The 26,407-nt window shown below is 63.2% G+C and carries 23 protein-coding genes; 1 reads left to right on the top strand and 22 read right to left on the bottom strand.

Going from position 1 to position 26,407, the window contains the following annotated elements; all coding sequences use genetic code 11:
* Nucleotides 1-24 precede the first annotated feature (24 nt).
* The 22 genes from pyrF to HMPREF3087_RS02500 all read right to left on the bottom strand — a co-directional run bounded on the left by pyrF (nt 25) and on the right by HMPREF3087_RS02500 (nt 24,799).
* Nucleotides 25-861 carry an orotidine-5'-phosphate decarboxylase gene (gene pyrF / locus HMPREF3087_RS02605; protein ID WP_070427952.1) on the bottom strand — a complete coding sequence of 279 codons (837 nt, stop codon included), beginning with the start codon at nt 859-861 and terminating at the stop codon, nt 25-27.
* Nucleotides 858-4,130 (bottom strand): carbamoyl-phosphate synthase large subunit, encoded by a 3,273-nt coding sequence (gene carB, locus HMPREF3087_RS02600; RefSeq protein ID WP_070427951.1) that lies wholly within the window; start codon nt 4,128-4,130, stop codon nt 858-860. The genes pyrF and carB overlap by 4 nt, the downstream gene beginning before the upstream one ends.
* Entirely contained in the window at nt 4,130-5,275 is a 1,146-nt protein-coding gene (gene carA / locus HMPREF3087_RS02595; RefSeq protein ID WP_061943035.1) for a glutamine-hydrolyzing carbamoyl-phosphate synthase small subunit, read from the bottom strand. The genes carB and carA overlap by 1 nt, the downstream gene beginning before the upstream one ends.
* Complete coding sequence (locus HMPREF3087_RS02590; protein ID WP_061943037.1) at nt 5,272-5,754, bottom strand: PH-like domain-containing protein; 483 nt, start codon at nt 5,752-5,754, stop codon at nt 5,272-5,274. The genes carA and HMPREF3087_RS02590 overlap by 4 nt, the downstream gene beginning before the upstream one ends.
* Complete coding sequence (locus HMPREF3087_RS02585) at nt 5,742-7,046, bottom strand: dihydroorotase (protein ID WP_070427950.1); 1,305 nt, start codon at nt 7,044-7,046, stop codon at nt 5,742-5,744. Before HMPREF3087_RS02585 ends, HMPREF3087_RS02590 begins: the two co-directional genes overlap by 13 nt.
* The gene (locus tag HMPREF3087_RS02580; RefSeq protein WP_070427949.1) at nt 7,043-8,023 is read right to left on the bottom strand and encodes an aspartate carbamoyltransferase catalytic subunit; all 981 of its coding nucleotides are present in this window, start codon (nt 8,021-8,023) and stop codon (nt 7,043-7,045) included. The genes HMPREF3087_RS02585 and HMPREF3087_RS02580 overlap by 4 nt, the downstream gene beginning before the upstream one ends.
* The gene (gene pyrR / locus HMPREF3087_RS02575; protein WP_070427948.1) at nt 8,023-8,583 is read right to left on the bottom strand and encodes a bifunctional pyr operon transcriptional regulator/uracil phosphoribosyltransferase PyrR; all 561 of its coding nucleotides are present in this window, start codon (nt 8,581-8,583) and stop codon (nt 8,023-8,025) included. The genes HMPREF3087_RS02580 and pyrR overlap by 1 nt, the downstream gene beginning before the upstream one ends.
* Nucleotides 8,584-8,653: 70 nt before the next feature.
* Nucleotides 8,654-9,133: a transcription antitermination factor NusB gene (gene nusB / locus HMPREF3087_RS02570; RefSeq protein ID WP_070427947.1), complete on the bottom strand. Its 480-nt coding sequence runs from the start codon at nt 9,131-9,133 to the stop codon at nt 8,654-8,656.
* Nucleotides 9,130-9,693, bottom strand: coding sequence for an elongation factor P (gene efp, locus HMPREF3087_RS02565; RefSeq protein WP_019175124.1), 564 nt, complete (start codon nt 9,691-9,693; stop codon nt 9,130-9,132). Before efp ends, nusB begins: the two co-directional genes overlap by 4 nt.
* Before the next feature lie 52 nt (nt 9,694-9,745).
* Complete coding sequence (gene aroB, locus HMPREF3087_RS02560) at nt 9,746-10,849, bottom strand: 3-dehydroquinate synthase (protein ID WP_070427946.1); 1,104 nt, start codon at nt 10,847-10,849, stop codon at nt 9,746-9,748.
* Nucleotides 10,846-11,478 (bottom strand): shikimate kinase, encoded by a 633-nt coding sequence (locus HMPREF3087_RS02555; RefSeq protein WP_061943049.1) that lies wholly within the window; start codon nt 11,476-11,478, stop codon nt 10,846-10,848. Before HMPREF3087_RS02555 ends, aroB begins: the two co-directional genes overlap by 4 nt.
* Nucleotides 11,475-12,659, bottom strand: coding sequence for a chorismate synthase (gene aroC / locus HMPREF3087_RS02550; RefSeq protein ID WP_070423519.1), 1,185 nt, complete (start codon nt 12,657-12,659; stop codon nt 11,475-11,477). Before aroC ends, HMPREF3087_RS02555 begins: the two co-directional genes overlap by 4 nt.
* A 10-nt stretch (nt 12,660-12,669) precedes the next feature.
* Nucleotides 12,670-13,419, bottom strand: a complete 750-nt coding sequence (locus HMPREF3087_RS02545; protein WP_070423520.1) for an A24 family peptidase — start codon at nt 13,417-13,419, stop codon at nt 12,670-12,672.
* Nucleotides 13,416-14,261, bottom strand: coding sequence for a shikimate dehydrogenase family protein (locus HMPREF3087_RS02540; RefSeq protein WP_070427945.1), 846 nt, complete (start codon nt 14,259-14,261; stop codon nt 13,416-13,418). Before HMPREF3087_RS02540 ends, HMPREF3087_RS02545 begins: the two co-directional genes overlap by 4 nt.
* Nucleotides 14,254-15,387, bottom strand: coding sequence for an endolytic transglycosylase MltG (gene mltG, locus HMPREF3087_RS02535; protein ID WP_070427944.1), 1,134 nt, complete (start codon nt 15,385-15,387; stop codon nt 14,254-14,256). Before mltG ends, HMPREF3087_RS02540 begins: the two co-directional genes overlap by 8 nt.
* On the bottom strand, nt 15,384-15,860 hold the full coding sequence (ruvX, locus tag HMPREF3087_RS02530) for a Holliday junction resolvase RuvX (RefSeq protein ID WP_070427943.1): 477 nt from the start codon (nt 15,858-15,860) through the stop codon (nt 15,384-15,386). Before ruvX ends, mltG begins: the two co-directional genes overlap by 4 nt.
* The gene (alaS, locus tag HMPREF3087_RS02525; protein ID WP_070427942.1) at nt 15,857-18,514 is read right to left on the bottom strand and encodes an alanine--tRNA ligase; all 2,658 of its coding nucleotides are present in this window, start codon (nt 18,512-18,514) and stop codon (nt 15,857-15,859) included. Before alaS ends, ruvX begins: the two co-directional genes overlap by 4 nt.
* 123 nt (nt 18,515-18,637) lie before the next feature.
* On the bottom strand, nt 18,638-19,261 hold the full coding sequence (gene rpsD / locus HMPREF3087_RS02520) for a 30S ribosomal protein S4 (RefSeq protein ID WP_019175133.1): 624 nt from the start codon (nt 19,259-19,261) through the stop codon (nt 18,638-18,640).
* Nucleotides 19,262-19,486: 225 nt separating this feature from the next.
* Nucleotides 19,487-20,911, bottom strand: a complete 1,425-nt coding sequence (locus HMPREF3087_RS02515) for a replication-associated recombination protein A (protein WP_070427941.1) — start codon at nt 20,909-20,911, stop codon at nt 19,487-19,489.
* Nucleotides 20,912-22,693, bottom strand: coding sequence for an aspartate--tRNA ligase (aspS, locus tag HMPREF3087_RS02510; protein ID WP_070427940.1), 1,782 nt, complete (start codon nt 22,691-22,693; stop codon nt 20,912-20,914).
* Between the two features lie 64 nt (nt 22,694-22,757).
* Nucleotides 22,758-24,101, bottom strand: a complete 1,344-nt coding sequence (gene hisS, locus HMPREF3087_RS02505; protein WP_070427939.1) for a histidine--tRNA ligase — start codon at nt 24,099-24,101, stop codon at nt 22,758-22,760.
* 47 nt (nt 24,102-24,148) lie between these two features.
* A complete protein-coding gene (locus tag HMPREF3087_RS02500) occupies nt 24,149-24,799 on the bottom strand; it encodes an MBL fold metallo-hydrolase (RefSeq protein ID WP_070427938.1) in 651 nt (216 codons plus the stop codon).
* Between the two features lie 221 nt (nt 24,800-25,020).
* On the opposite strand from HMPREF3087_RS02500, the gene HMPREF3087_RS02495 reads away from it, so the two are divergent.
* Nucleotides 25,021-26,367: a DUF349 domain-containing protein gene (locus HMPREF3087_RS02495; RefSeq protein WP_070427937.1), complete on the top strand. Its 1,347-nt coding sequence runs from the start codon at nt 25,021-25,023 to the stop codon at nt 26,365-26,367.
* Nucleotides 26,368-26,407 lie beyond the last annotated feature (40 nt).

The raw sequence follows: 26,407 nt of genomic DNA, 5'->3' as shown, positions 1-26,407 counted from the left end.
TTTATAGATCGGGACACTCGCAGTCTATCGGCCTTTTGGCCTCAAAGCTTCGATAACCGTGGTTATTTCATCCGCAATGTCGGCACTGTCCGGACCGCGACGCGAAAGGGACCGCGAGGCATTGACGATCACCCTCCCGTCGCTGTAGGCATCCCCGAACACCGCCTCGAGGTCGGCAACCCCGGCCCCCTGCGAACCGAAACCCGGCGACAGCACGGGCCCCGAAAAGCTCGGCAGATCAATTCCAAGATCAGCCGCGGCAGTGCCGATGGTCGCACCCACCACCAGGCCGATCAGAGGCACATCGAGCTGACCGTTGACCTCCTCAGCGTGCCGGACCACCTCGGCGGCTACTGCCCTACCCTCCTGGGTTCGGGCGTGCTGCACTTCCCTGCCTTCCAGATTGGAAGTCAGGGCGAGAACAAACAGGCCTTTGCCGTGTTCTGCCGCAAGCTCCATGGCCGGCCGCAATGACCCAACCCCCAGGTAGGGCGACACGGTCAGCGCGTCAGCTGCCAGCGGTCGTGCAGGGTTGAGGTAGGCGTCGGCGTAGCCGGCCATAGTCGAACCGATGTCGCCGCGTTTGGCGTCGAGGATCGACATGACGCCGGCTTCACGAGCCTGCGCCAACAGATCTTCGAGAACCGCGATCCCGGCTGAGCCGTGCCGTTCAAAGAAAGCTGACTGGGGCTTGATGAACTTCGCCCGCTCTGTGGCCGCGCTCAGCACGTTCTGTGCGAAAGTGCCGAGCGCGTCCGGGGTGTCCGGCAGACCCCACTGCGCGATCTGCTCGGGATGAGGATCAATTCCCACGCACAGGGGGCTTGCCTGTGCGGCGTCGTGCCAGTTCCTGAACGTCATGCCCAGTCCTGGAGCGAACGGACTTCGGCAGTTCCCCGACGGCGTACGTCGATGGCGCCGACAGCCGATGAGAAAGCGGCCGTCGTGGTCATGATCGGCACGTTCGCGGCAATGGCCGCCGCGCGGATCTCGTAGCCGTCGGAGCGCTCCTGGCGGCCAGACGGAACATTGACCACGAGGTCGATTTCCCGCCGGTCGATCTTCTGCAGAATCGTGTCCTCGCCGTCAGCGGCTTCGTAGTGCTTGGCAATCCGCGTGCTGGGCACTCCGTGGCGGGCCAGAACATCTGCCGTGCCGGCGGTGGCGACGATTTCAAAGCCCATGTCGGCAAGGGTCTTGACCGGCAGGACGATCGAGCGCTTGTCGCGGTCGGCAATCGACACGAACACGCGGCCCTCTGTGGGCAACGCGGTCGAGGCGCCCAGCTGAGCTTTCGCGAATGCTTCCGGGAAGTTCGGGGCAATGCCCATGACTTCGCCGGTCGAACGCATTTCCGGGCCGAGGATCGAGTCGACGACTTTGCCCTCCGGGGTGCGGAAACGGCGGAACGGAAGAACAACTTCCTTCACCGTGACCGGGTGGTCCAACGGCAGGTGCGAACCGTCGGACTCTTCGGCGAGGATCGTGCCGCGCAGCTGGCTGACGGTGCTGCCGACGGCAATGAGGGCCGCGGCCTTGGCCAGCTGGCGGTGGGTTGCCTTCGACACGAACGGCACGGTGCGTGAAGCACGCGGGTTGGCCTCGATGACGTACAGAATGTCAGCTGCAACCGCGAACTGGATGTTGAGCAGGCCGCGCACACCCGTGCCGCGGGCAATCGCAAGCGTTGCTTCGCGAACGCGCTGCAGAACGCTCTCACCCAGGCTGATCGAAGGCAGAACAGACGTCGAGTCACCGGAGTGCACACCGGCCTCTTCGATGTGCTCGGAAATTCCGCCGATGTAGAGCTCTTCGCCGTCGTACAGGGCGTCGACGTCGATTTCCACGGCATCGTCGAGGAACTTGTCAACAAGCACCGGCCGGTCGGACGACACCTCTGTTGCGGTCTCCATGTAGGAGCGCAGCTGCTCGGAGTCGTACACGATCTGCATGCCGCGACCGCCCAGCACATAGGAGGGGCGCACGAGCACCGGGTAGCCGATCTCCTCGGCAATGTCGACAGCCTCATCAAAGGTGACGGCGGTGCCGTGCTTGGGTGCCACGAGGTTGGCTTCGGCCATGATCCGGCCGAACTCACCGCGGTCCTCCGCCAAGTCGATCGCTTCGGGCTGGGTGCCGAGAATCGGCACGCCCGCATCCTTGAGAGCGGTTGCCAGACCCAGCGGGGTCTGCCCGCCCAGGGTGCAGATGACACCGGTAACCGGACCGGCCTGCGCTTCGGCGTGGTACACCTCGAGAACGTCCTCAAGCGTCAGCGGCTCGAAGTACAGACGGTCGGCGGTGTCATAGTCCGTCGACACGGTTTCCGGGTTGCAGTTGACCATGACGGTTTCGTATCCGGCAGATTCGAGCGCCATAGCCGCGTGCACACAGGAGTAGTCGAATTCGATGCCCTGGCCGATGCGGTTGGGACCGGAGCCCAAGATGATGACGGCTTCGCGTTCCCGCGGTGCGACTTCGCTCGTCGCGTCGTAGCTCGAGTAGTAATACGGGGTCTTCGCTTCGAATTCCCCGGCGCACGTGTCGACCGACTTGTAGACCGGGCGAACGCCCAGCGCATGGCGAACCCCCATGACAACAGCCGGGTCGAGGTTGCGCAGCTGCGCTATCTGCCGGTCCGAAAACCCGTGCTTCTTGGCGATCGTCAGGACCTCCGGAGTCAGGTCCTCGGCTTCGCGAACGAAGTCGGCAACTTCGTTGATGAGCGCAATCTGGTCGAGGAACCAGCGGTCGATCTTCGTGTGTTCGAAGACGTCGTCAATGCTCATACCCGACATGAGGGCGCGCTGAACCGTGTAGATGCGGTCCTCGGTTGCGTGCGCGAGCTTTGCTTCGACATCAGTGCGCACACTGCTGTCTTCGAGGTTGAACGGAACATCGAAGGAGAACTCGGAGTTCTTCTTCTCGAGGCTGCGCAGCGCCTTCTGCAGCGCGGTCGTGAAGTTGCGGCCGAGCGCCATGACTTCGCCGACGGCCTTCATGGTGGTCGTCAGGGTCGGGTCAGCGGCCGGGAACTTCTCAAAGGCAAAGCGCGGAATCTTCGCCACCACGTAGTCCAGGGCGGGTTCGAACGCCGCCGGGGTTGTTGCCGTGATGTCGTTCGGGATTTCGTCGAGCGTGTAGCCCACGGCGAGCTTCGCCGCGATCTTGGCGATCGGGAAGCCAGTCGCCTTCGAGGCCAGTGCCGAGGAACGCGACACGCGGGGGTTCATTTCGATGACGACGATGCGGCCGGTATCAGGATGGATGGCGAACTGGATGTTGCAGCCGCCGGTTTCCACGCCGACACCCCGGATGATCGCAATGCCGATGTCGCGCAGCTTCTGATACTCGACGTCCGTCAGGGTCAGCGACGGGGCCACCGTGATGGCATCGCCGGTGTGCACGCCGACGGGGTCGAAGTTCTCGATTGCGCACACGACGATGACGTTGTCGTTCTTGTCGCGGATGAGTTCGAGTTCGAACTCCTTCCACCCGAGAATGCTCTCTTCGAGCAGCACCTCGTTTGTCAGCGAGTCGTGCAGGCCGTCACCGGCGATCCGGCGCAGGTCCTCTTCGCAGTAGGCCATGCCCGAGCCCAAGCCGCCCATTGTGAACGACGGACGCACCACGAGCGGGTAGCCGAGCTTTTCAGCGCCGTCGAGGACTTCGTCCATTGTGTTCGCAATGTAGGAGCGGGCGACTTCGGCGCCGCACTGTTCGACGACGTCTTTGAACTGCTGGCGGTCTTCACCGCGCTGGATCGCATCGACGTCAGCGCCGATGAGCTCAACACCGTGCTTGGCAAGAACTCCCGATTCGTGCAGGTTGATGGCCGCATTGAGCGCCGTCTGCCCGCCGAGAGTCGGCAGAAGCGCGTCCGGCTTTTCTTTTTCGATGATCTTCTCGATCACATCGGGGTCGATCGGCTCGACATAGGTGGCGTCGGCCAGCTCGGGGTCGGTCATGATGGTCGCCGGGTTGGAGTTCACGAGCACAACCCGCAGACCTTCGCGGCGCAGAATGCGGCACGCCTGGGTTCCCGAGTAGTCGAATTCGCAGGCCTGGCCGATGACGATCGGACCCGAGCCGATGACCATGACGGTCTTGATGTCTGTACGCAGCGGCATCAGTTCTCCTTGGCGTTGTCAGCCAGCAGCTGGACGAAAGTGTCGAATAGGGTGCGCGAATCATGTGGTCCCGCCGCTGATTCCGGGTGGAACTGCACCGAGAACGCGGGGATGTCGAGGCACTTGAGCCCCTCGACAACCTTGTCGTTCATGCCGATGTGCGAAACCTGCACCCTGCCGTACTCGGAGTTCGGTGCCGTGACCGGCTCGCCCAGCGGCGCATCGACCGCGAAGCCGTGATTCTGCGTGGTGATTTCGACACGGCCCGACGCGACGTCGAGAACCGGCTGGTTCGATCCGCGGTGGCCGAAGGGAAGTTTGTAGGTGTCAAAGCCCAGGGCGCGGCCCAGCAGCTGGTTGCCGAAGCAGATGCCGAAGAACGGGATGCGCTCTTTCAGCACGTGCTGCAGCACTGCGATCGGCTGCTTCATGGCAGAGGGGTCGCCCGGACCATTGGAGAAGAACACGCCGTCGGGGGAAAGCTCGGTGAGTTCCTCAACCGTCGTGTTTGCCGGCACCACGGTCACTTCGAGGCCGCGCTGGGCCAGCTGCTCCAGCGTTGTCTTCTTCACGCCGAGATCGTAGGCCACAACCGAGAAGCGCTTCTCGGTTTGAGCGGGAATCGTGTAGGGGGCATCACAGGTGACTTCCGAGGCGAGGTCCGCGCCCTCCATCTGCGGGGCCTGGCGGACGATCTCAAGCAGCTCATCCACTGGCTTCTGAGCGTCATCACCGGAGAAAATGCCCATCCGCATGGCGCCCTTGTCCCGCAGGTGCAGGGTCAGCGCACGAGTGTCGACGTCGCAGATTCCGACCAGCCCGATGGACTTCAGGTGTTCTTCGTAGTCACCTTCTGCGCGCCAGTTCGATGTGATCCGGGAAGGGTCGCGGACGACGACGCCGGCTGCCCAGCAGCGGCGTGATTCGCTGTCTTCGCTGTTGACCCCGGTGTTGCCGATGTGGGGGAACGCGTGAATCACGATCTGCCGGTGGTACGAAGGGTCGGTCAGGGTCTCCTGGTAGCCGGTCATAGCGGTGGTGAAGACCGCCTCGCCGACCGTTGTGCCCAGGGCCCCGAAACCGGCTCCCGTGTAGTGCGTGCCGTCTTCCAGAACGAGCTGGGCGGGCTGTGTGCGCAGGCTCATCGTCTCCTACCTTTGAGTGTGTCGATTTCCGCGGCGATGGTCTTCTTGGCACTGTGTGCTCGGGGGCGGAAGCCCGTGTCGACTTCGTGGTCTCCGAGGTTCCAGCGGATGATGATGATTCCGTCTTTTTCGGTGAACTTGCCGATCATGCCGGAGCCGAAGAAAACATCCACGATGTCTTCGGCGGGGATCCGGAACGCGTCGCGCCCGTCGAGGCTGAACACGACCCCGTCGTCTTGGACGTCGAGTCCGGCACCTGTTCGCACACCGAGACCGTGGACGTTGATCCTCTCGAGGTGCTGGCCGGCCGGCGTTGTCGCAATGTAGTAGCCGTCGTAGCCGCTGTCCGTCGGTGCGGCCGGCTGCGGGGCGGGAATGTCGGCCTGGCGTTTCTGTCGAGCTTTCCATCCCCAGCGCATGAGCACGAGGATCCCCACTGCGATGGCGGCGAGGACGAGCACCGGGATCAGCCGATCCACGAGCCCTCCCGAAGTTCGTGCTTGCGAACGATGTCGCCGTTTTCAACGATGTGGGTGCCGTACAGGATGGTGTGCACGACCCGCGTGCTGATCTCGAGCCCGCGGAAGGGGTTGTTGCGGCCCTTGGTCGCGTGGGTGTCGGGTTCGACGACACCGGGGGCATTCGGGTCGACCAGAATGATGTTCGCACCCGTTCCGACTTCCAATGAGCCGTGCTCGGTGTGCCCGGCAATCGATGCCGGGTTGGTGCTCATGACGCGTGCGATGTCTGCCCAGCCGAAATCGTAGTCGCGCATAGCTTCGACCACGATCGGCAGAGCCGATTCCATGCCGACCATGCCCATGGCCGCAGCTGACCATTCGCAGCACTTGTGTTCTGCGGGGTGCGGTGCGTGGTCGGTGGCCACAATGTCGATTGTGCCGTCGGCCAGGCCGTCGCGGACCGCTTCGACGTCACGGCGGGTGCGCAGCGGCGGGTTGACCTTGTACACCGGATCGAAGGATTCGACGAGTTCGTCGGTGAGCATGAGGTGGTGCGGGGTGACCTCGGCAGTGACCCGGACGCCGCGCGATTTCGCCCAGCGCACCAGTTCAACCGAACCGGCTGTTGACAGGTGGCACACGTGCAGTCGCGAACCCACGTGTTCGGCCAGCAGGATGTCCCGGGCGATGATCGATTCTTCGGCAACGGCCGGCCAGCCGGGCAGACCGAGCTTGGCCGATACGGTGCCCTCGTTCATCTGCGCTCCCTCGGTCAGCCGAGGGTCCTGCGCGTGCTGGGCGATGATGCCGTCAAAGGTCTTGACGTATTCGAGAGCTCTGCGCATAAGGAGCGGATCGTGCACGCACATGCCGTCATCGGAGAAGATGCGCACCTGTGCTGCGCTGCCGGCCATGGCGCCCAGCTCTGCCAGCTGAGTGCCCTCCTGGCCGACGGTGACCGCACCGATCGGAGCCACCTCGGTCAGCCCCACCTCGCGGCCCAGGCGCCACACCTGCTCAACGACACCCGCGGTGTCAGCCACAGGCTGTGTGTTGGCCATGGCGTTGACGGCGGTGAAGCCGCCGCGGGCGGCTGAGGCCGAACCGGTGGCAACTGTCTCAGCGTCTTCTTTGCCGGGTTCGCGCAGGTGGACGTGCATGTCGACAAGACCGGGCAGGGCCACAAGCCCCGTCGCGTCGATCGTGGTGTCGGGGCTGTCGACGGATTCGACGATCCGGCCGTCGCGAACGGCAATCGAACCTGTGCTGCCGTCGGGCAGCTGGGCGTTGGTGATGAGCAGAGATGTCATTGCATGTCCTCCGAAGTGCGACCGGTCAGAAGGCGATAGAGGGCCGCCATGCGCACGTAGACGCCGTTTTCCACCTGTCCGAGGACGGCGGCGCGGGGCGAATCGGCGGCGGCCGCACAGATTTCAAAACCGCGGTTCATGGGCCCGGGGTGCAGAATCGCGGCTGTTTCGGGCAGACGGCGGTAGCGGTCCTCCGTGAGCCCCCACAGGCGCGTGTATTCGCGCGGTCCGGGGAAGAACGCCTGGTGCATGCGCTCACGCTGCACGCGCAGCATCATGACGGCGTCGAAGGAGAACTCTTCGAGCGCGGCATCGAAGTCATAGCGGATTTCACACGGCCAGCTTTCTGCGCCCCACGGCAGCAGGGTGGGCGGGGCGATGAGGACGACAGACGCGCCGAGGGTTTCCAGCAGGTGCACATTGGACCGTGCCACGCGGGAGTGCAGAACATCGCCGACGATGGCGACCCGCATGCCGGAAAGATCCTTGCCGAAGCTCGCTTCAGCCGGACCGGAAACCGGTTCGTCCGACAGGATGCGGCGCAGCGTGAAAGCGTCGAGCAGCGCCTGCGTGGGATGTTCGTGCATGCCGTCACCGGCGTTGAGGATGTGTGCGTCAGTCCATTCGCTGCCGGCCAGGAAGTGCGGTGTGCCAGAACCGGGGTGGCGGATGACGATTGCATCGATGCCCATGGCCCCGAGCGTCTGCACCGTGTCCTGCAGGCTTTCTCCCTTAGAGACCGACGAACCCTTGGCCGAGAAGTTGATGACGTCCGCGCTCAGCCTCTTGGCTGCTGCCTCAAAGGAAATGCGCGTGCGGGTGGAGTCTTCGAAGAACAGGTTGACGACGGTGCGCCCGCGCAGCGCGGGCAGCTTCTTGACCGCCTGACCGCCGGAGACGGTCATGGCTTCAGCAATGTCGAGCAGATCAACAGCGTCAGCCTTCTCCAGGTCCGAGGTGCCAAGCAGGTGACGCATCACTCCTCACCTCCCACCGGGGAGGTGATGACGACCCGGTCATCCGCATCGTCCGTTTCGGACAGCGAGACCGTAACCCGCTCCTCGGCGGAGGTGGGCAGGTTCTTGCCCACAAAGTCAGCGCGAATCGGCAGCTGGCGGTGACCGCGGTCAACGAGGACAGCAAGGCGCACCGCCTGCGGGCGGCCATAGTCGTGCAGAGCGTCGAGTGCAGCCCGCACCGTACGTCCCGAGTACAGAACGTCATCGACCAGTACGACAGTGCGGCCGTCAATGCCGCTTTCAGGCAGCTGCGTGGGCAGAGCCGGGCGGAGCTTGCCCGTGTTGAGATCGTCCCGGTGCATCGTCGCGTCGATGCTGCCGACAATCTTGTCAGCACTCACATCCGGTTCAATGGCGCAAATGCGCTGCGCCAAACGCTGAGCCAGCGGCACCCCGCGCGTGGGAATGCCCAAGAGCAGAAGCCCTTCGGCACCCTTGTTGGATTCGAGAATTTCGTGGGCAATGCGTGTCAGCGCGCGCGAGATCTCACTCGCGTCGAAAACTTCGGCTGTGCGCATCGGTCCCCCTTCCCCGCCTCACTGGACGGTCATTAAAGGAGTGATTTCCATCAGCATAGCCGAACCCGGATCAGTCCTGTTCGTCTGAGCCTTCGTCGGACTGTGCTGAGTCCGGCTGCGGTTGTGACGCAGCCTGGTCTGAAGTGCCGCGGTCCTTCTTCCCCTGCTTGCTCACACGGTCTAGGAGCGCGTTTATGAAGGCCGGCGAATCGTCGGTCGAATAGGCCGCGGCGAGGCTGACGGTTTCGTCGATCGCAATGGGATCGTCGAGTTCGTCGTTGTAGAGAACTTCCCACAGGCCCATGCGCAACAGGGCCACGTCGACCTTCGGCAGCTGGTCGACGTTCCATTCCGAATACTCACGCAGTGTGGCGTCGATGTCGTCGCGGTGTTCAACAACACCGCGCACGATTTCGACCGCGTACTCCTTCATGGGGTATTCGGGGTCGCCGGAGCGCAGCTGGATGAGTTCGTTTTCATCCAGCTTGCGCTCCCCGGCTTCAAAAAGAAGTTCAAGCGCCCTGCGGCGGGCGCGGCTGCGGGCGCTCAATCGCGAACGCGCCCGAGGTACTCACCGGAGCGGGTGTCCACACGCACCGGGGTGCCCTCTTCGAGGAACAGCGGAACCTGGATTTCGTATCCGGTTTCCAGGGTTGCCGGCTTGGTTCCGCCGGAAGAGCGGTCGCCCTGCAGGCCGGGTTCGGTGTGTGCAATCGTCAGTTCTACGATCGGCGGGAGTTCAACGTAGAGCGGGTTGCCTTCGTGGAAGGCAATCTGCAGGGACTGGTTTTCCAGCATGAAGTTCGCTGCGTCGCCAACGAGGTCGGGGCCGATGGACACCTGCTCGTAGTCCTTTTCGTCCATGAAGACGTAGTCGGTGCCGTCGTTGTACAGGTACTGCATGTCGCGACGGTCGACCGTGGCGGTTTCCACCTTGGTGCCCGCGTTGAACGTGCGGTCGACGATCTTTCCTGACAGAACGTTCTTGATCTTGGAGCGAACGAAAGCCGGGCCCTTGCCGGGTTTGACGTGCAGGAACTCCAGCACCTGCCACAGTTCGTTGTCGAGAACCAGCACCATGCCGTTCTTCAGATCATTCGTCGTTGCCACGTTTCTCCTTCATTGAATGAATGGGCGAAAACCCCGTCGATTGTATCAGTGCTCAGCTCAGTCGCGTGATGGGCGAATCAGTTCCGATGGCCGTGTATGCGCTGAACGGCAGCGAGGTGTCGGCTGCCTCAAGCACTGCTGGACGGCCGATGTCCTCCAGGACGATGAACCGCAGAAGTGAACCGCGGGCCTTTTTGTCCCGCCGCATGGTATCGAGCAGCTGCGGCCATTTGTCACCGCGGTAGCCGGTGGGCAGACCCAGGTGCTCAAGAATGCCGCGCAGGCGGTTGACGTTTTCCTCCGACAGGTTCTTGGTGAGCACCGACAGCTCCGCGGCGAACATCATGCCGACGGCAACCGCTGCCCCGTGGCGCCACTGGTAGCGCTCCAGTCGCTCGATCGCGTGGCCCAGGGTGTGCCCGAAGTTGAGGAATTCGCGTTTACCCGATTCCTGGAAGTCTTCGCTCACAATAGCCGCCTTGACCGCGATGGAGCGCCGGATGACCTCGAACAGCTCCGGCGATTCGGGGTCGGTAAGTGAATCCTTGGGCGTCTTTTCGATGATGTCGAGGATTTCCGGATCGGCAATGAAACCGCACTTGACACTTTCGGCAAGACCCGTGAACAGTTCGTTCGGCGGCAGAGTGCCCAGCGTTTCCAGATCGCACAGAACACCCGCTGGCGCGTGGAAGGCGCCGACGAGGTTCTTGCCCTCTTCCGTATTGATGCCGGTTTTGCCTCCCACTGCGGCATCAACCATGCCGAGCACCGTCGTGGGGATGTTGATGTAGCGGATGCCGCGCAGCCACGTGGCGGCGACAAAGCCGCCCAGGTCGGTCACTGCTCCCCCGCCGACGTTGACGATGACGTCAGTGCGGGTGAAGTCGGACTGGCCGAGGATCTTCCAGCAGAATTCGGCTACACGGCTGTGCTTAGCCTCTTCAGCATCCGGGATTTCTGCCGCGAGAGCCTCGTAGCCTGCCGCCTGGAGATCGTCGCGAACGTGGTCACCGGTTGTCCGCAGTGCCCGCGGGTAGATGATGAGCACTTTCTGCGCGCGACCGCCGATGAGCTCCGGCAGTCGGTGCATGAGCTTGTGTCCGATAACAACGTCGTAGTCTCCCCCGGCGCTGACCGGCACGACTGCGTCTGTCACTGCAACTCCTGTTCCTGGCTGCTTTCACGGAATTTTTCGTATTCTTCGGCCCGCTGCAGGCCGGTGATGATCCCGATGATTCTGTTGACTGCCGTTGACGGCGGACCGTCATCGGCCTGGATGACGGCTGTTGCGGCTTCTTCGTACAGGCTGCGCCGTTCGTCGAACACCCGCTGCCAGCGGGCACCGGGATCATCGCTGTCATCGAGCAGCGGTCGTCTGGAACCGCCGAGGCGCTGCACGGCTGTCGTGCTGTCGATCTCAATGGCGATCGTCTTGATCGCAGGATGCTTGAGCTGAGCTCGCGTACCCGGGTTGAGCACCGCACCGCCGCCGAGCGATACGACTCCCGGCCGTTCCAGCAGGCGCCGCAGCTCACGGCGCACAACGGCGCGCTCGTATTCCCTGAAGCGGTCCTCACCGCGCTCGGCGAAGATCTGCGGGATCGGCCCGTAGAGTTCGGCAATCCGGTGGTCGGTGTCGACAAAGGGAATGTCGAGCCGCTCGGCGATCAGCCGCCCAATGGTTGATTTTCCCGCCGCGGGTGGGCCGACCATGACAATGCGCGCTCCGGCCGCCGGGACGGGGTCGACGGGCGGGGCCGGTCGTGGCAGCGGCCGTTCGGTCATGTCGTCGGGAAGTTCAGTTGGGCCACGTAGGCGTCGAGGTTGCGCTTGGTTTCTTCAAGCGAGTCCCCACCGAATTTCTCGGTGACGCTTTCGGCGATGACGAGAGCCACCATCGCTTCGGCGACAACGCCCGCGGCTGGAACAGCGCAGACATCCGAACGCTGGTGGTGGGCTTTTGCGGCTTCCCTCTTCTGCACGTCGATTGTGCCCAGGGCGCGCGGCACGGTGGCGATCGGCTTCATAGCTGCACGCACAACGAGCGGTTCGCCCGTCGTCATACCGCCTTCCGTTCCGCCGGCTCGGTTGCTTGCACGCACGGCGCTGTCTCCGTCGAGGCCGATTTCGTCATGTGCCTGGGATCCGCGGCGACGCGCGGTTTCGAACCCGTCGCCGACTTCAACGCCCTTGATGGCCTGAATGCCCATGAGGGCTCCCGCAAGGCGAGAGTCAATGCGACGGTCCCAGTGCACGTGGGAACCCAGACCGACTGGCAGTCCGTAGGCAACGACCTCGACGACGCCGCCAAGAGTATCGCCGGACTTCTTGGCGTCGTCGACCTCTGCGACCATGCGAGCCGACAGTTCCTGATCAAAGCACCGCATGGGGTCCGCATCGAGTGCCTCGACATCGGCAGCCGTGGGGCGGGCCGCAACGCGGGAGCCTTCGACAGGCCCAATCGACACGGTGTGCGAGACCAGCGTGATGCCGAGTTCTGACAGGAATGACTGTGCGACGGCACCCAGGGCAACGCGCATCGCGGTTTCACGCGCAGATGCCCGTTCGAGGATCGGACGGGCCTCGTCGAAGCGGTACTTCTCCATGCCGACCAGATCAGCGTGGCCGGGACGAGGACGAGTGAGAGCCTGAGCCCGGGCCTGGCCTTCGAGTGCGGCCGGGTCTACCGGGTCGGGGCTCATGACCTTTTCCCACTTGGGCCATTCGGTGTTGCCGACCTCAATTGCGATCGGCGATCCCAGGGTGCGTCCGTGGACAACGCCGCCGAGCACGCGAACGGCATCTGCTTCGAACTTCATTCGCGCCCCGCGCCCGTAGCCCAGGCGGCGTCTGGCCAGGGCGGCCGAAATCATCTCGGACGTCACGGGGACGTGGGAGGGCAGGCCTTCGATAATGCCCGTCAGAGCTTCGCCGTGGGATTCGCCGGCGGTCAACCATCTCAACATTCTTCAGAGTCTACAAAGCCAGCGGCGTGAGCAGAACGGCAGTCCACGTGCCGATAAGCAGATGTGGTCCGAAAGCGATGTGGGTAACCTTGGCGCGTTTAATGAACTTGGTGTTGATCCAGTACACGAGAGCGGATGCGTTGGCGACTGCCAAGACCACTATGAGGCCCCACAGGCTGACCATCCCAACGGCGAGTCCGATGAGCGCGCCGAGTTTCACATCGCCTAAGCCGATAGTGTCCCAGCGGCCCACGTAGGCCACGAGGTTGAGAACACCGAAGACCGCCACGACAATCGCTGCGCCGATCAGGCCCCGGATGCCGGCAGTCTGCGCGGCTTTGACGGTTTCGAAGTACCCCACCACCAGGCCGACGGCGGTCACGAGGAACATGGCTGCGCCCAGCGGAAGCACGAGTCTGTCCGGCAGGCGGTGGATTCTGCTGTCGATCCAGAACAGCCAGCCGGTGGCTCCGGCAAGAAGCGACAGCGCGGAGACGGGAAACAGGGTTCCCAGTTCATCGCCGAAGACAACCGGGGTGATGAAGGCGGCCAACCAAGCCAGAACGAAGGCGATAGCCGTGAACACGACCGCAAGGAAGCGCGGCGGTTTGTGCGGCCAAGTGCCTTGGCCGATCAGCAGGCGCAGTCCCGCTTCGTCGTGAATGATGTCGGCGAAGCGGAAGCGGATGACAAGACTCGTTCCGACGCTGAGAGCTGAGCTTATGAGCAGCGCCAAGCCGAGCGTCAGCGTGTCATTCACAGTGTTTGTGCCTCCTGAGTCATCGTTTCTTCCAAAGCGGTGAGTGTCTGTGCGTCGAATGGACCTGCCAGCTGTCCTTGGGCGATGCCGAACAGCTCAATCTGGCGAATGGCCTGGTGGATGAGCATGCGCTGCCCGGACACCGCTGTTCCGCCGCGCTCGGCTGCGGCCCTGGCAAGCGAAAAGCCGCCGGGGGCATAGCCGGCCTCAAAGACAGTCGTCTGGCAGTTCTCCGGCAGCTCCAGGGAGTCTTCGGTCAGAACCCCCGAGGGCAGGGTCGACAGGACTGTCGAGCAGCTGGCGAGGGGGAGCTCCCCTATTGCCTGTGTGTGCGACTGCGCGCCGAGGTACTGGGCGAAATCGGCCAGGGCCTGGGCTTTGTGCGCAGACCGGGCGTACACATCGACCCGTTCAGCGCCCAGGTGCACAGCGGCGAGCACCGCGGACTTCGCTGTCGCTCCGCTGCCGACAACAGCGCACGCGGACACGTCCGCGCGCACTTCACGCAGAGCCTGTTCAATGCCGTACACATCGGTGTTGAAGACCCCTGGCACCGGACCGCCTACCCACGTGTTTCCCCCGCCGGTCAGCCCGGCGGTGTCATCAACGGCCCATCCGTGCTGCCCGGCCAAGCGAACCAGCTCGGTTTTGAGCGGCATGGTCACAGAAAACCCAGCCCAGCCTGAGTGAGCATCGAGAAAAGAGGCGAGATCCGCCTCGGCGACTTCAAACCGCCCGTACTCCCAGTCCCAGCCCAAGGTGCGGTATGCCGCAGCGTGCAGAGCCGGCGACAGTGAGTGGGCTATCGGCGAACCGAGGACGGCAAGCTGTGTGTCAGCCATTCTTTTCGCGGTGCTCCCTGAGCCACTTCTGGTATTCCTTAACGTTCTTTTCGTGCTCCGAAAAGGTCTCGGCGAACTTCACTACACCCTTATCCGGGTCAGTTGCCACGAAGTACTCCCATTTGCCCTCGGCCGGGTTCTTTGCCGCGGCGAAGGCACCGTCGGACGGCGAGTTCACCGGTCCGGGCGGCAGGCCCTTGTGCTTGTACGTGTTGTATGGACTGTCGGATTTGCGCTGCTCGGCCGTAGTCGACAGATCCTGTCGGGCTCCGAAGATATAGGCCACGGTCGCATCAGACTGCAGGTAGCCGTGGGTTTCGGAGTCCTTGGACAGACGGTTGATGAACACTCGAGCAACCTTGGCGCGCACCTCGGGATCACCGGTCGCTTCGATCTCCACGAGGCTGGCCAGAGTCATGAAGTAGTTGGCGTCGTCATTGCTGATGGCCTGCTCGTTGAGCATATTCTTCGTGCCGTCGACCATCGACTGCACAAGCTTTTCCGGCGTCGTATCAGCGTGGATTTCATATGTCGCCGGGTGCAGATAACCCTCGAGACTCGGCGCATCGACATCGAGCCCGTAGTCCTTCGGCTTTTTGTCATCAAGGGCCGCGTTGATTTCGTCCTCGGAGAATTCGTGCTCGGCAAGCTTCTTTTTGAGCACCTTGATCGTGTTGCCCTCGGCCAAAGTCAGCTTGTTCGCCGCCTCAGCAGCTTCCAGAACATCAGCTGCCGCCTTCGAGCTCATCTCGCGGCGCATAGTGAACGTGCCCGCCTGAATGACGATCTCGCGTTCCTCAATCTGCTTGAGGAACGGACCGGCTGCCTTGATGACGCCCTCATCGACCAGCTGATTGGCAACCTGACGAGCAGATGAGCCCGGAGCGATCGAGATTTTGACCTCGTCCTTGCCCTCACCCTCGTAGTCACCTCTGCTCAGCAGCGCATCGCCCAGAGAGTTCTTCGTTGTGAGCACTCCGACGACCGCGCCTCCGCCCAGCAGAAGCACAGCGATCACGAGGATCGCAACCAGGCGGCGCCTGCGGAACTTCTTGCGGCGTTCCCGTGCTCTGCGTTCAGCACGGGTCATCGTGTCCGTGCCGAACTCGTCCACGAGGCTGTTCATGCGGGCTCCTCCCCGACGCCGACAGATTCCGTCAGCGGCCCATTGGAGCGCTCGTATTCGAGGGCGCTCTGCAGGATGATGACGGCTGCCTGCGCGTCCACGATTTCGCGACGCTGCTTGGAGTTCCGTCCCGCTTCGGCAAGCTGCGCGTGCGCCTGCGAAGTCGAGAACCGCTCGTCCATGAGTTTGATGGGCATGCCCACGGCACGGGACAGCTGTTCTGTGAAAGCCAGAGCTTTTTTCGCGGATGCCCGCTGCCGGCCGTCGAGCGATGTGGGTTTGCCGCTGATGATTTCGATCGGCTCGTATTCTTCGATGAGCTGTGCGAACTGCTTCAGCACGGCTTCGTCGCCTTCGCGCCGATAGAGCGTCCCGACAGGGCTGGCGAGGATGCCGTCGGGATCGCACGCGGCAACGCCCACGCGGACCGTGCCGACATCAACCGCCAGCCGTTGTCCTCGTCGAAACGTCACCCGCGCTCCTGAAGTTCACGACGGACAGCCGCGATCGCCTCGTCGATCTTGGAGGCGTCTTGACCGCCGCCCTGGGCGAGGTCGGGCTTTCCTCCGCCACCGCCACCGAGCACGCCGGTTGCGGTCTTGACGAGGTCACCGGCCTTGAAGCCGAGCTCCTGTGCTGCGGGGCTGACCGCCACGACAACCGTGGGGCGTCCGCCAGCAGCGCCGAATGCGGCAACGACGGAGGCAGTGTCGCCCAAGCGCTGCTTGACGTCCTGTGCAAAGGTGCGCACGTCACCGCCGCCGGCTTCGCCGAGGTTGACACCGACAAAGCGCACATCTCCCACGGTCTGCGCATCCTGCGCAGCCTGGCCCGCACCGGCCAGCACCTTGTCGCGTTCGAGCTGCGCAATGGTCTTCTCGGCTTCCTTGATGCGCCCAAGCAGACCGCCAACACGGTCGAAGACTTCCGGACCGGGCACCTTGAGCAGGTCAGACAGCGCCTGAACGATGGCGCGTTCCTTCGACAGCGAGCGAATCGCGTCAAGGCCGACACTGGCTTCCACACGGCGCGTGCCGGAGCCGACCGAGCTTTCGGAGTACAGCGAAATCGGGCCGATCTCAGCTGTCGACTTCACGTGCGTACCACCGCAGAGTTCGCGCGACCACAGACCGCCGATGTCGACCACACGGACGATCTCGGGATACTTTTCGCCGAACAGGGCGGTCGCACCGGACTTCTTGGCGTCCTCGTAGGACATGTACTCATAGCCGACTTCGAAGTTGTTGCGCACTGCCAGGTTTGCGGCTTCTTCGACTTCAGCCCGCATCTGCGCGGTCATGGCCTCCGGATAGGAGTAGTCGAAGCGCAGGTAGCCGGGCTGGTTGAGCGAACCGGCCTGCGTTGCGGTTTCACCCAGGACTTCGCGCAGAGCGGCATGAATCATGTGGGTTGCCGAGTGAGCCTGCTGAGCCTGGTAGCGGTGTTCGGAGTCGACCTGCGCTGACAGGCTGGCGCCCGCTTCGAGTTCGCCCTCGAGGATCTCGATGCGGTGTGCGGCAAGACCGGCAACCGGGTTCTGCACATCGTGGACCCGCGCCTTGAAGCCGTCGCCCACGAAGATGCCGATGTCGGACGTCTGACCACCGGATTCGGCATAGAACGGCGTGAGGTCGAGAACGGCATCGACGGTTTCGCCAGCGCGTGCCACGGGAACGGAGGCACCGTCTGCAACCAGGCCGCGCACAGTGGAGTCAGCCACGAGCGCGTCATAGCCGACGAACTCGCTGGGACCGCCTTCGCGCAGAGCGGCAAAGGCGCTCAGGTCGGTCTGCAGTCCGCCCTTCTTGGCCTTTGCATCGGCCTTTGCGCGGGTGCGCTGTTCCTTCATAAGCGCTTCAAAGCCTTCGCGGTCGACCTTCACACCGGCTTCTTCGGCCATTTCCATAGTCAGGTCAATTGGGAAGCCGTGCGTGTCGTGCAGTGCAAAGGCGACATCACCGGACAGTGTTCCGCCGCAGCTGATCTCTGCAACAGAGTTCTCCAGCAGCTGGGTGCCGGATTCCAGTGTGCGCAGGAACGCCCGCTCTTCTGCGTAGGCAACCTGCGAGATGCGCTTGAAGTCCTTTTCAAGTTCGGGGTAGGACTCCTTCATGGCATCGCGCGACACCGGCAGGAGTGAGGGCAGGACCTCGTCCTTCACACCCAGCAGGCGCATAGCGCGAATAGAGCGGCGCAGCAGACGGCGGAGAATGTACCCGCGGCCTTCGTTGCCGGGACGCACACCGTCGCCGATGATGACGAGCGCGGAACGCACGTGGTCGGCCACGACGCGCAGGCGGACATCGTCTTCTTCGTCATCGCCGTAGGAAATGCCTGCCATGTCCGCGGCAGCCTTGATGACTGGGAAGACTTCGTCGACTTCGTACATGTTCTCGACGCCCTGCTTAAGGAAAGCAACGCGCTCAAGGCCCATGCCGGTGTCGATGTTCTTTGCGGGAAGTTCGCCCTTGATGTCGAAATCGGTCTTCGAGCGAACCTCGGAGAGCTCGAATTCCATGAACACGAGGTTCCAGATTTCGATGTAGCGGTCTTCGTCGGCTTCCGGGCCGCCTTCCACACCGTAGTCGGTGCCGCGGTCGAAGTAGATTTCCGAGCAGTAGCCGCCGGGCCCGGGCTGGCCGGTGTGCCAGAAATTGTCTTCGTTTCCGCGGGACTGAATGCGCTCACGCGGAATGTCGGTTTCTTCCAGCCACAGTTCGATCGAGGCTTCGTCTTCGCGGTGGACGGTGACCCACAGGCGTTCGGGGTCAAAGCCCAGACCGCCCTTGTCTTCGGGGGTGCTGAGCAGTTCCCACGCGAACTGGATGGCTTCGCGCTTGAAGTAGTCGCCGAAGCTGAAATTGCCGTTCATCTGGAAGAACGTGCCGTGGCGGGTGGTTTTGCCGACCTCTTCGATGTCTGCGGTGCGCACGCACTTCTGCACGCTCGTGGCGCGCGGGTAGGGGGCGGGGACGTCGCCGGAAAGGTACGGAATGAACTGCACCATGCCCGCGATGTTGAACAGGATCGACGGGTCGTTGCTGATCACCGAGGCCGAGGGAACGACGGTGTGCCCTTTCGACTCGAAGAACTCGAGCCACCGGCGCTTGATCTCAGCAGTTTTCATTCCGGGCCTTTCCGTTTGGGTGTTGGCAGCCTGCCAGGCAGGACGCGTGCTTTGTCGAGTCTAGTGCACCTACAAACAACAAGTGCCCGGGCCGACACGGCCCGGGCACTTGAATAAAGCAGATCAGCGCGAGTAGTACTCGACGACCATCTGGACGTCACAGGTGACGGGGACTTCTTCGCGCTTGGGGCGGCGGGCCAGGGTGGCCTGCAGTGCCTCAAGGTTCACGGTCAGGTAACCGGGAACGGTCGGAAGAACGTCGCGGTGTGCACCGGCTGCGGCAACCTGGAACGGGTCCATGCCGACCGAACGTTCGCGCACGCGGATCATCTGACCCGGCTTGACGCGGTAGGACGGACGGTCGACCAGCTGATTGTCCACCATGATGTGGCGGTGGACGACGAACTGGCGTGCCTGAGCGATGGTGCGGGCGAAGCCAGCGCGCAGGACGAGGGCGTCCAGGCGCATTTCGAGCAGCTCGACCAGGGTTTCACCGGTCAGACCGGGGGTGCGGGCTGCTTCCTTGAACAGGTTGAGCATCTGAGCTTCGCGGATGCCGTACTGAGCGCGGAGGCGCTGCTTTTCCTTCAGACGGACCGAGTAGTCGCTGTCGTTGCGGCGACGTGCACGGCCGTGCTCACCGGGAGCGTAGGGACGGCGTTCGAAGTACTTTTCAGCCTTCGGGGTCAGCGGGATGCCGAGAGCGCGCGACAGGCGGACCTGTCGGCGTGAACGTGACGGAGCCATGTTCACCTTTCATTTTCAGAGTATTGTGCTTCGGCCGACTTGCCTCGGTCGGATCAGAAGCTGTTGTTTCCCCCTGTGGGAAAGAGGTGATCATCGCGAGGTCGAATGATCACGACCGCCTATTCATATGAGGCACAACAGCGGTCCAGTTTAGTTCATTGACAGCCCGGGGCACAATGCGGGCTGGCGTGTCGTCGCCCACGCTCCCCTGACGAGGTGCCGCTGTCAGTCTTCCTGTTTGCCTTCTGTCTGTGTCGGCTCGCCTTTTTCGGCACTGTCTGTGCGCTGTGGTCTGCCGGTGCGCAGCGCTTCGAGGGCGGCCAGACGGTCTTCCATTGTGCGTTCGGCTCCGTTGGCGGTGGGCCGGTAGTAGCGCTTGCCGCGCAGCGGTTCGGGCATGTACTCCTGGGGTGAAACGGAGTACGGGTAGTCGTGTGAGTAGCGGTAGTCGACTCCGTGGCCGAGTGTTTTTGCTCCGGGATAGTGGGCATCGCGCAGCGGTTTGGGGACTTCGCCGAAGCTTCCCTTTTTGATGTCGGCCAGAGCTTCCCCGATTGCCTTGTAGGACGCGTTCGATTTCGGCGCGCAGGCCAGATATACAACTGCCTGGGCCATGGGGATCCGCCCTTCGGGCATCCCGATCCGTTCGACCGCGGTCTGCGCAGAGACTGCAACGGTCAGCGCCTGCGGGTCGGCCATGCCGATGTCCTCCGAAGCCGAAATCACGATGCGGCGGCAGATGAACCGAGGGTCCTCCCCCGCTGAGATCATGCGCGCAAGGTAGTGCAGCGCTGCATCCGGGTCAGAACCGCGAATCGACTTGATGAACGCGGACACGACGTCGTAGTGCTGATCCCCCGCCCTGTCATAGCGAACCCGGGCTTCGTTGGCGGCTTCGAGCACCTCGGCTTCCGTGATGACAGGAGTCCCGCCCTCGGTGCGGGCCTCAGCGATGCCGGCTGCCGCCTCGAGAACGGTCAGAGACTTCCGCGCGTCCCCGGATGCGGTCTGCACTATGTGCTCAAGCGCTTCTTCCTCAAGTTCATAGCCGCCGGCCAGACCTCGCGGTGAGTGCAGGGCGCGCTCAAGAAGGGAACGAATATCGTCTTCACTCAGAGGTTCGAGCTGCAGCACGAGTGAGCGCGACACGAGCGGGGCGATAACAGAAAAGGACGGATTTTCCGTTGTTGCGGCAACCAGCACAACGAGCCGGTTTTCCACTGCCGGCAGCAGTGCGTCCTGCTGGGCTTTTGTGAACCGGTGGATCTCATCGAGGAACAGAACCGTTGTGCGTCCGTAGAGGTCACGGTCATTGCGGGCAGTCTCGATGACCTGGCGGACGTCTTTCACGGTTGCCGAAATCGCCGACAGTTCGACAAAGGAGCGGTCGGGAGCGTGCGAGACAACGTGAGCGATCGTGGTTTTGCCGACCCCGGGCGGGCCGAACAAGATGACCGAGCTGGGGCCGGCTTTCGAACCGGCCTGCGAGGTGGCCAGCTGCTGCAGCGGCGATCCGGGATACGTGAGGTGCTTCTGTCCCGCTATTTCGTCCATTGTGCGCGGGCGCATGCGCACCGCCAGCGGGTCAAGAGCAGAAGCGGAGCCCGAACCGGCGTTCGGTTCGGGCTCCGCGGAGAACAGGTCAGCCAATCAGGCGTCCTTTGATTCCTTCGGCTTGGCGTCAACGCCGGCATCCTTGCGCTGCTGCGCGGTGATGGGCGCTGGAGCAGCCGTCAGCGGGTCGTAGCCCGCGCCGGTCTTCGGGAAGGCGATGACGTCGCGAATCGAATCGGTGCCGGCCAGCAGGGCCACGATGCGGTCCCAACCGAAGGCGATGCCACCGTGCGGGGGTGCGCCGTAGCTGAAAGCCTCGAGCAGGAAGCCGAACTTCTCCTGGGCTTCTTCTTCGTCCAGGCCCATGACCTTGAACACGCGCTCCTGGATGTCGCGGCGGTGGATGCGGATAGAACCGCCGCCGATTTCGTTGCCGTTGCACACGATGTCGTAGGCGTTGGTCAGCGCAGATGCGGGGTCCTGGTCAAAGGTGTCCAGGTGATCCGGCTTCGGTGCCGTGAAGGCGTGGTGGACTGCGGTCCAGCGTCCGCTGCCGACAGCGACATCGCCGGCGGCTTCGGCCTCTTCAGCCGATTCGAACATAGGTGCGTCGACAATCCAGACGAAGGCCCAGTCGCCGTCCTTGATCAGGCCGGTGCGCTCAGCGATTTCTCCGCGGGCGGCACCCAGCAGGGCACGCGATGCGTTCTTTTCGCCGGCTGCGAAGAAAATCGCGTCACCGTTGGATGCGCCAACGGCCTCCTGCAGGCCTGCGCGTTCAGCATCCGACAGGTTCTTCGCGACAGGACCGCCGAGTTCGCCGTCTTCGCCGATGAGCACATAGGCAAGACCCTTGGCACCGTGCTGCTTGGCCCACTCCTGCCACGCATCCAGCTGGCGACGCGCCAGCGAAGCACCGCCCGGGTAGACGACAGCACCGACGTAGGGAGCCTGGAAAACGCGGAACGGCGTGTCCTTGAAGAACTCCGTCAGTTCCGTCAGTTCGAGACCGAAGCGCAGGTCCGGTTTGTCCGAACCGTAGCGGGCCATGGCCTCGTGGTAGGTCATGTGCGGAATCGATGCGGGCAGTTTCACGTCAATGAGAGCCCACACTTCGCGCAGGATGTCTTCGGCAATTGCGATGACGTCTTCCTGTTCGACGAAGGAAGCTTCGATGTCGAGTTGGGTGAATTCCGGCTGGCGGTCAGCGCGGAAGTCTTCGTCGCGGTAGCAGCGGGCAATCTGGTAGTACTTCTCGATGCCGCCCACCTGGAGCAGCTGCTTGAACAGCTGCGGGGACTGCGGCAGTGCGTACCAGGAGCCGGGCTTAAGGCGAGCGGGCACGAGGAAGTCGCGCGCACCTTCCGGGGTGGAGCGGGTGAGCGTGGGGGTTTCCACTTCGATGAATCCGTGGTCGTCGAGCACGCGGCGGGCTGCGCGGTTTGCGTTGGAGCGCAGACGCATGCGCTGTGCCTGTTCCGAACGGCGCAGGTCGAGGTAGCGGTAGCGCAGGCGGGTTTCTTCACCCACCTGGCCGGAGTCCTCTGCGTGGTCGGACACCTGGAACGGGAGGGCTTCAGCCAGGCTGAGCAGTTCGACCTGGGTGTCTACCACTTCGATGTCACCGGTGGGAAGCTGCGGGTTGGCGTTGCCTTCCGGGCGGGCTTCGACGGTTCCGGTCACCTTGATGACGGATTCGCTGCGCAGGCGGTCGGCGACGTCTTCGCGGACGACGACCTGCACAATGCCCGAGGCGTCGCGGAGGTCGATGAATGCAACCCCGCCGTGGTCACGGCGACGGTCGACCCATCCGGTGAGGGTGACGATCTGGCCCTTGTCGGTCAGACGCAGGGATCCTGCTTCGCGGGTTCTCAGCACTGCGCGGTCTCCTTGGAGGTTGTTTCGAGGGTGTCTGTGTTCAGTTTAGCCATCGCGGCGGGGTTCATTCGGCGTCGACGCGGAGCACGCGGGGCCAGATGTCCTCTTCCGGCGGTGCCCACAGGTCCGGGTCGGCTGAAACCTGTTCGCCGGTCCGAATGTCTTTGACTTCGCTGCCGGTTTCGGCCGTTGGAAACCACACGAAGGGAATGCCCCGGCGTTCTGCAAACCGGATCTGCTTGCCGAACTTGTCCGCGGATGGGGAAACGTCGACGGGAATGCCCCGCCGGCGCAGCGCCGTGGCGATCTGATCAGCTTCTGGCCGCTGGTCTTCTGCCGTCACGGCGACAAGCACTGCGGTCGGCACACCGCGGGTGGCTGTAAGCGCCCGGTTGACTCCGACAAGGCGTGACATGAGGCGGGAGACCCCGAGCGACATGCCCACGCCGGGGTAGACCTTCTTATCGGTTTTGGCCAGTGCGTCGTAGCGGCCGCCGGAGGCAACCGAGCCCAGGGATTCGTGGCCTTTGAGGAAGGTTTCGTACACGGTTCCGGTGTAGTAGTCGAGGCCGCGGGCGATCTTCAGCTGGGCTTTGACTGCGCCCGGGTGCAGACGGTTGGCCGAATCGAGAAGCGCGACGAGAGTCGCGATTCCTTCGTTAAGCAGCGGGTGCTCAACACCGAGGGCGACGACGTCTTCGGCAAATGCCGAAGTTCCCGATTCGATTTCTGCCAGGCGCAGGCACTGCTTGGCCTGTGTCTGGTCGGCGCCGGCAGTTTCGATCAGCAGCTCTTCGACCTTTTCCGGGCCGATTTTGTCGAGCTTGTCGATGGCGCGCAGAACCGAGGTGACGTCATCCAGCCCCAGTCCGCGGGCAAAGCCCTCGAGGAGTTTGCGGTTGTTGGCAACAATGCCGGCCTCGGGCACACCGAGTTCACGCAGAGCGTCGAACGCCTGCACCATGACCAGCGGGATTTCGACTTCGAAGTGGTCGGCGAGGACCTCATCGCCGATGACGTCGATGTCCGCCTGAATGAATTCGCGGAAGCGACCGTCCTGCGGGCGCTCACCGCGCCACACCGGCTGAATCGAGTAGCGCTTGAACGGGAAGTTCAGGTGACCGGCGTTCTCCAGCACGTAGCGTGCGGTCGGCACGGTCAGGTCGAAGTGCAGGCCCAGCGGGTTGCGCTCTTTGCCCTCCGAGTGAAGCCTCCCGAGGGTGAAGATCTCTTTGTCGATCTCACCGTCTTTGGCGAGGATCGAAAGCGGTTCGACAGCGCGCACGTTGACCGCAGCGAAGCCGTTGAGTTCAAAGGTGTGCTTGAGCAGATCGAGGACGCGCTCCTCGATGATCCGGTCCTGCGGAAGCCATTCGGGGAAACCCGACAGCTTTGCGGCTTTGGACATGACAGTGCTCCTTGAAAAATCCGTAGTTCGGAAACGATAGGCCGGACTCAGCCGACAAGAAAGGGGTTGGTGGCGACTTCGTGGGAAAGTTCTGTGCCGGGGCCGTGGCCCGGGTACACGGGCGCTGCCGCGAATGTCCGCAGTGCAGCCAGGGACTCCTGCATGGCGGCGTGGTCTCCCCCAGGTAGGTCCGTCCGGCCGATGGAACCGGCAAACAGGACATCACCGCTGAAGTACACCCTGTCGGAACCGTCTGTGACGGAGAAGACCGTTGAGCCCTCCGTATGACCGGGAAGATGATGAGCAGAGATCTGCAGGCAGGCAAGATCCCACTCATGGCCGTCAGCAAAGGATTCGGGCTTCGGTGGTGCCCACCCCTGCAGAACATCGGCGAGCATGGGCTGGAACTGTGCCGACATGGTCGCGGCGGGGTCATCGAGCCGGTAGACATCGGCTTCGTGCAGCCACACGGGAACGTCCCAGTGCTGTATGTAGTCGGGCAGACCCAGCACGTGGTCGACGTGACCGTGGGTCAGCAGAACAGCGACGGGAGTCAGGCCGTGTTGCTGCAGTCCAGCGGCAAGAGCATCCGTGTTGCCGTATCCGGCGTCGACGAGCACGCAGTCGCTGCCGCTGTCCGCAGCCACCGCGTAGCAGTTGACGCCCAGAAAAGGGGCTTCTGAATTGAGGATGCGCATAGGCGACAGTCTAATGACAACTGAAGACAGGCCGCACAGCGGGTCCGACACCAGTGCTGGAGCTCGTATGAAAGCGCCTGCCGGGGTGACCGGGCAGAGCAAATCCCTGTCCGAGCAGCCGAACAGTCCACAACAACCGCACAGAAAAGCCGAAGAATCGCTATGCTGGCAGTGTTTCGCGCCCGCGGGCGCCGTATTGCAGACAAAACCGAAGGCAGACGATGACCGACTCACCCGCTCCCAAGCCGCGCCCCGTCCCCAAGCCGGCTCCTCGCCCAGCCGCCGCAGCAGCACCCGCTCAGCCCAGCTCAGAGGCGCTTATTGCGGCCATGAACTGTGGACGCGCAGACGACGAAGGCAATGTGTATCTGACCACCTCGAAAGGCGAGGTTGTTGTCGGCCAATACCCGTCGGCCTCGAAAGAGCAGGCGCTTGAGTTCTACGCGCGCCGCTTCCTCGAGCACGCATCGGCCGTTGACCTGCTGGAGGAGCGCCTGGCCGCCGGCACAAAGGCCGATGACATCATCCGCTCGGTCGAAAAAGCGCGGACCGACCTTGACGAAGCTCGTGTGGTCGGCGATGTCGAAGGCCTGAAGGAGCGCCTCGACAAGCTCGAAAAGCGTGCGAAGGAAGCCGCGAAAGAGCAGGCTGCAGACCACGAAAAGGCGCGTGAAGAAGGCGTGCAGAAGCGCATGACGGTCATTGAGCGGGCAGAAGAGCTCATCGCCCAGGCTCCCGGCAGCATCCACTGGAAGAACACCTCGGCGAAGATGAACGAGCTCTTCGACGAATGGAAGGACATCCAGAAGAGCTTCCCCCGCATTCCCCGCGCCCAGGACACCGAACTGTGGGAGCGATTCAAAAAGGCCCGCGGATCCTTTGAAAAGATGCGCCGCGAGTTCTTCGCCGAACTCGACAAGCGCAGCGCCGAAGGCAAGAAGATCAAAGAGAAGATCGTCGAAGAAGCCGAACAGCTTGCCGATTCGACCGCATGGCGCGAAACCAGCAGCCGCTTCCGCGAACTCATGAGCCGGTGGAAGGCCTCGCCGCGCGCTCAGCGGGGGGACGACGACAAACTGTGGGAGCGCTTCCGCTCCGCACAGGACAAATTCTTCGGAGCTCGCAGCGCCGACCAGGCCGAACGCGACGAAGAGTACCGAGGCAACCTCGAAGTCAAGGAAGAGCTGCTGGCCCAGGCCAAGGCGCTTCTGCCGATTGAGGACCACAAGAAGGCCAAACAGCAGCTGCGCACCATCCAGGACAAGTGGGAAGAAGCCGGTCCGGTCCCCCGTGCTGACATCAGCCGCATGGAAAACGGACTGCGCGAAGTCGAACGCGCAATCGAAGACGCCGAACAGGCCGAATGGAAGCGCACCGACCCCGACAAGCAGGACCGTGCCTCCGGCATGCTCGCACAGCTGGAACAGCAGACTGCCCAGCTGAAGGAAAAAGCAGACAAGGCCGAAGCTGACGGTGATTCAGCAGCGGCAGCCAAGCTGCGTGACGAGCTCGCAACCAAGGAACAGTGGCTCGAACAGCTGCGCCGCACAGCCGCTGATTTCAGCTGACATCCGCTGACCGTACGTTCAGCCGAAGCAGGCCCCCGAA

Source organism: Brevibacterium sp. HMSC22B09, assembly GCF_001806795.1.
In the GTDB taxonomy this organism is placed as follows: Bacteria; Actinomycetota; Actinomycetes; order Actinomycetales; family Brevibacteriaceae; genus Brevibacterium; species Brevibacterium ravenspurgense.
Note: the sequence above shows the minus strand (reverse complement) of the source record. Positions and strands in the feature narration are given on the sequence as shown.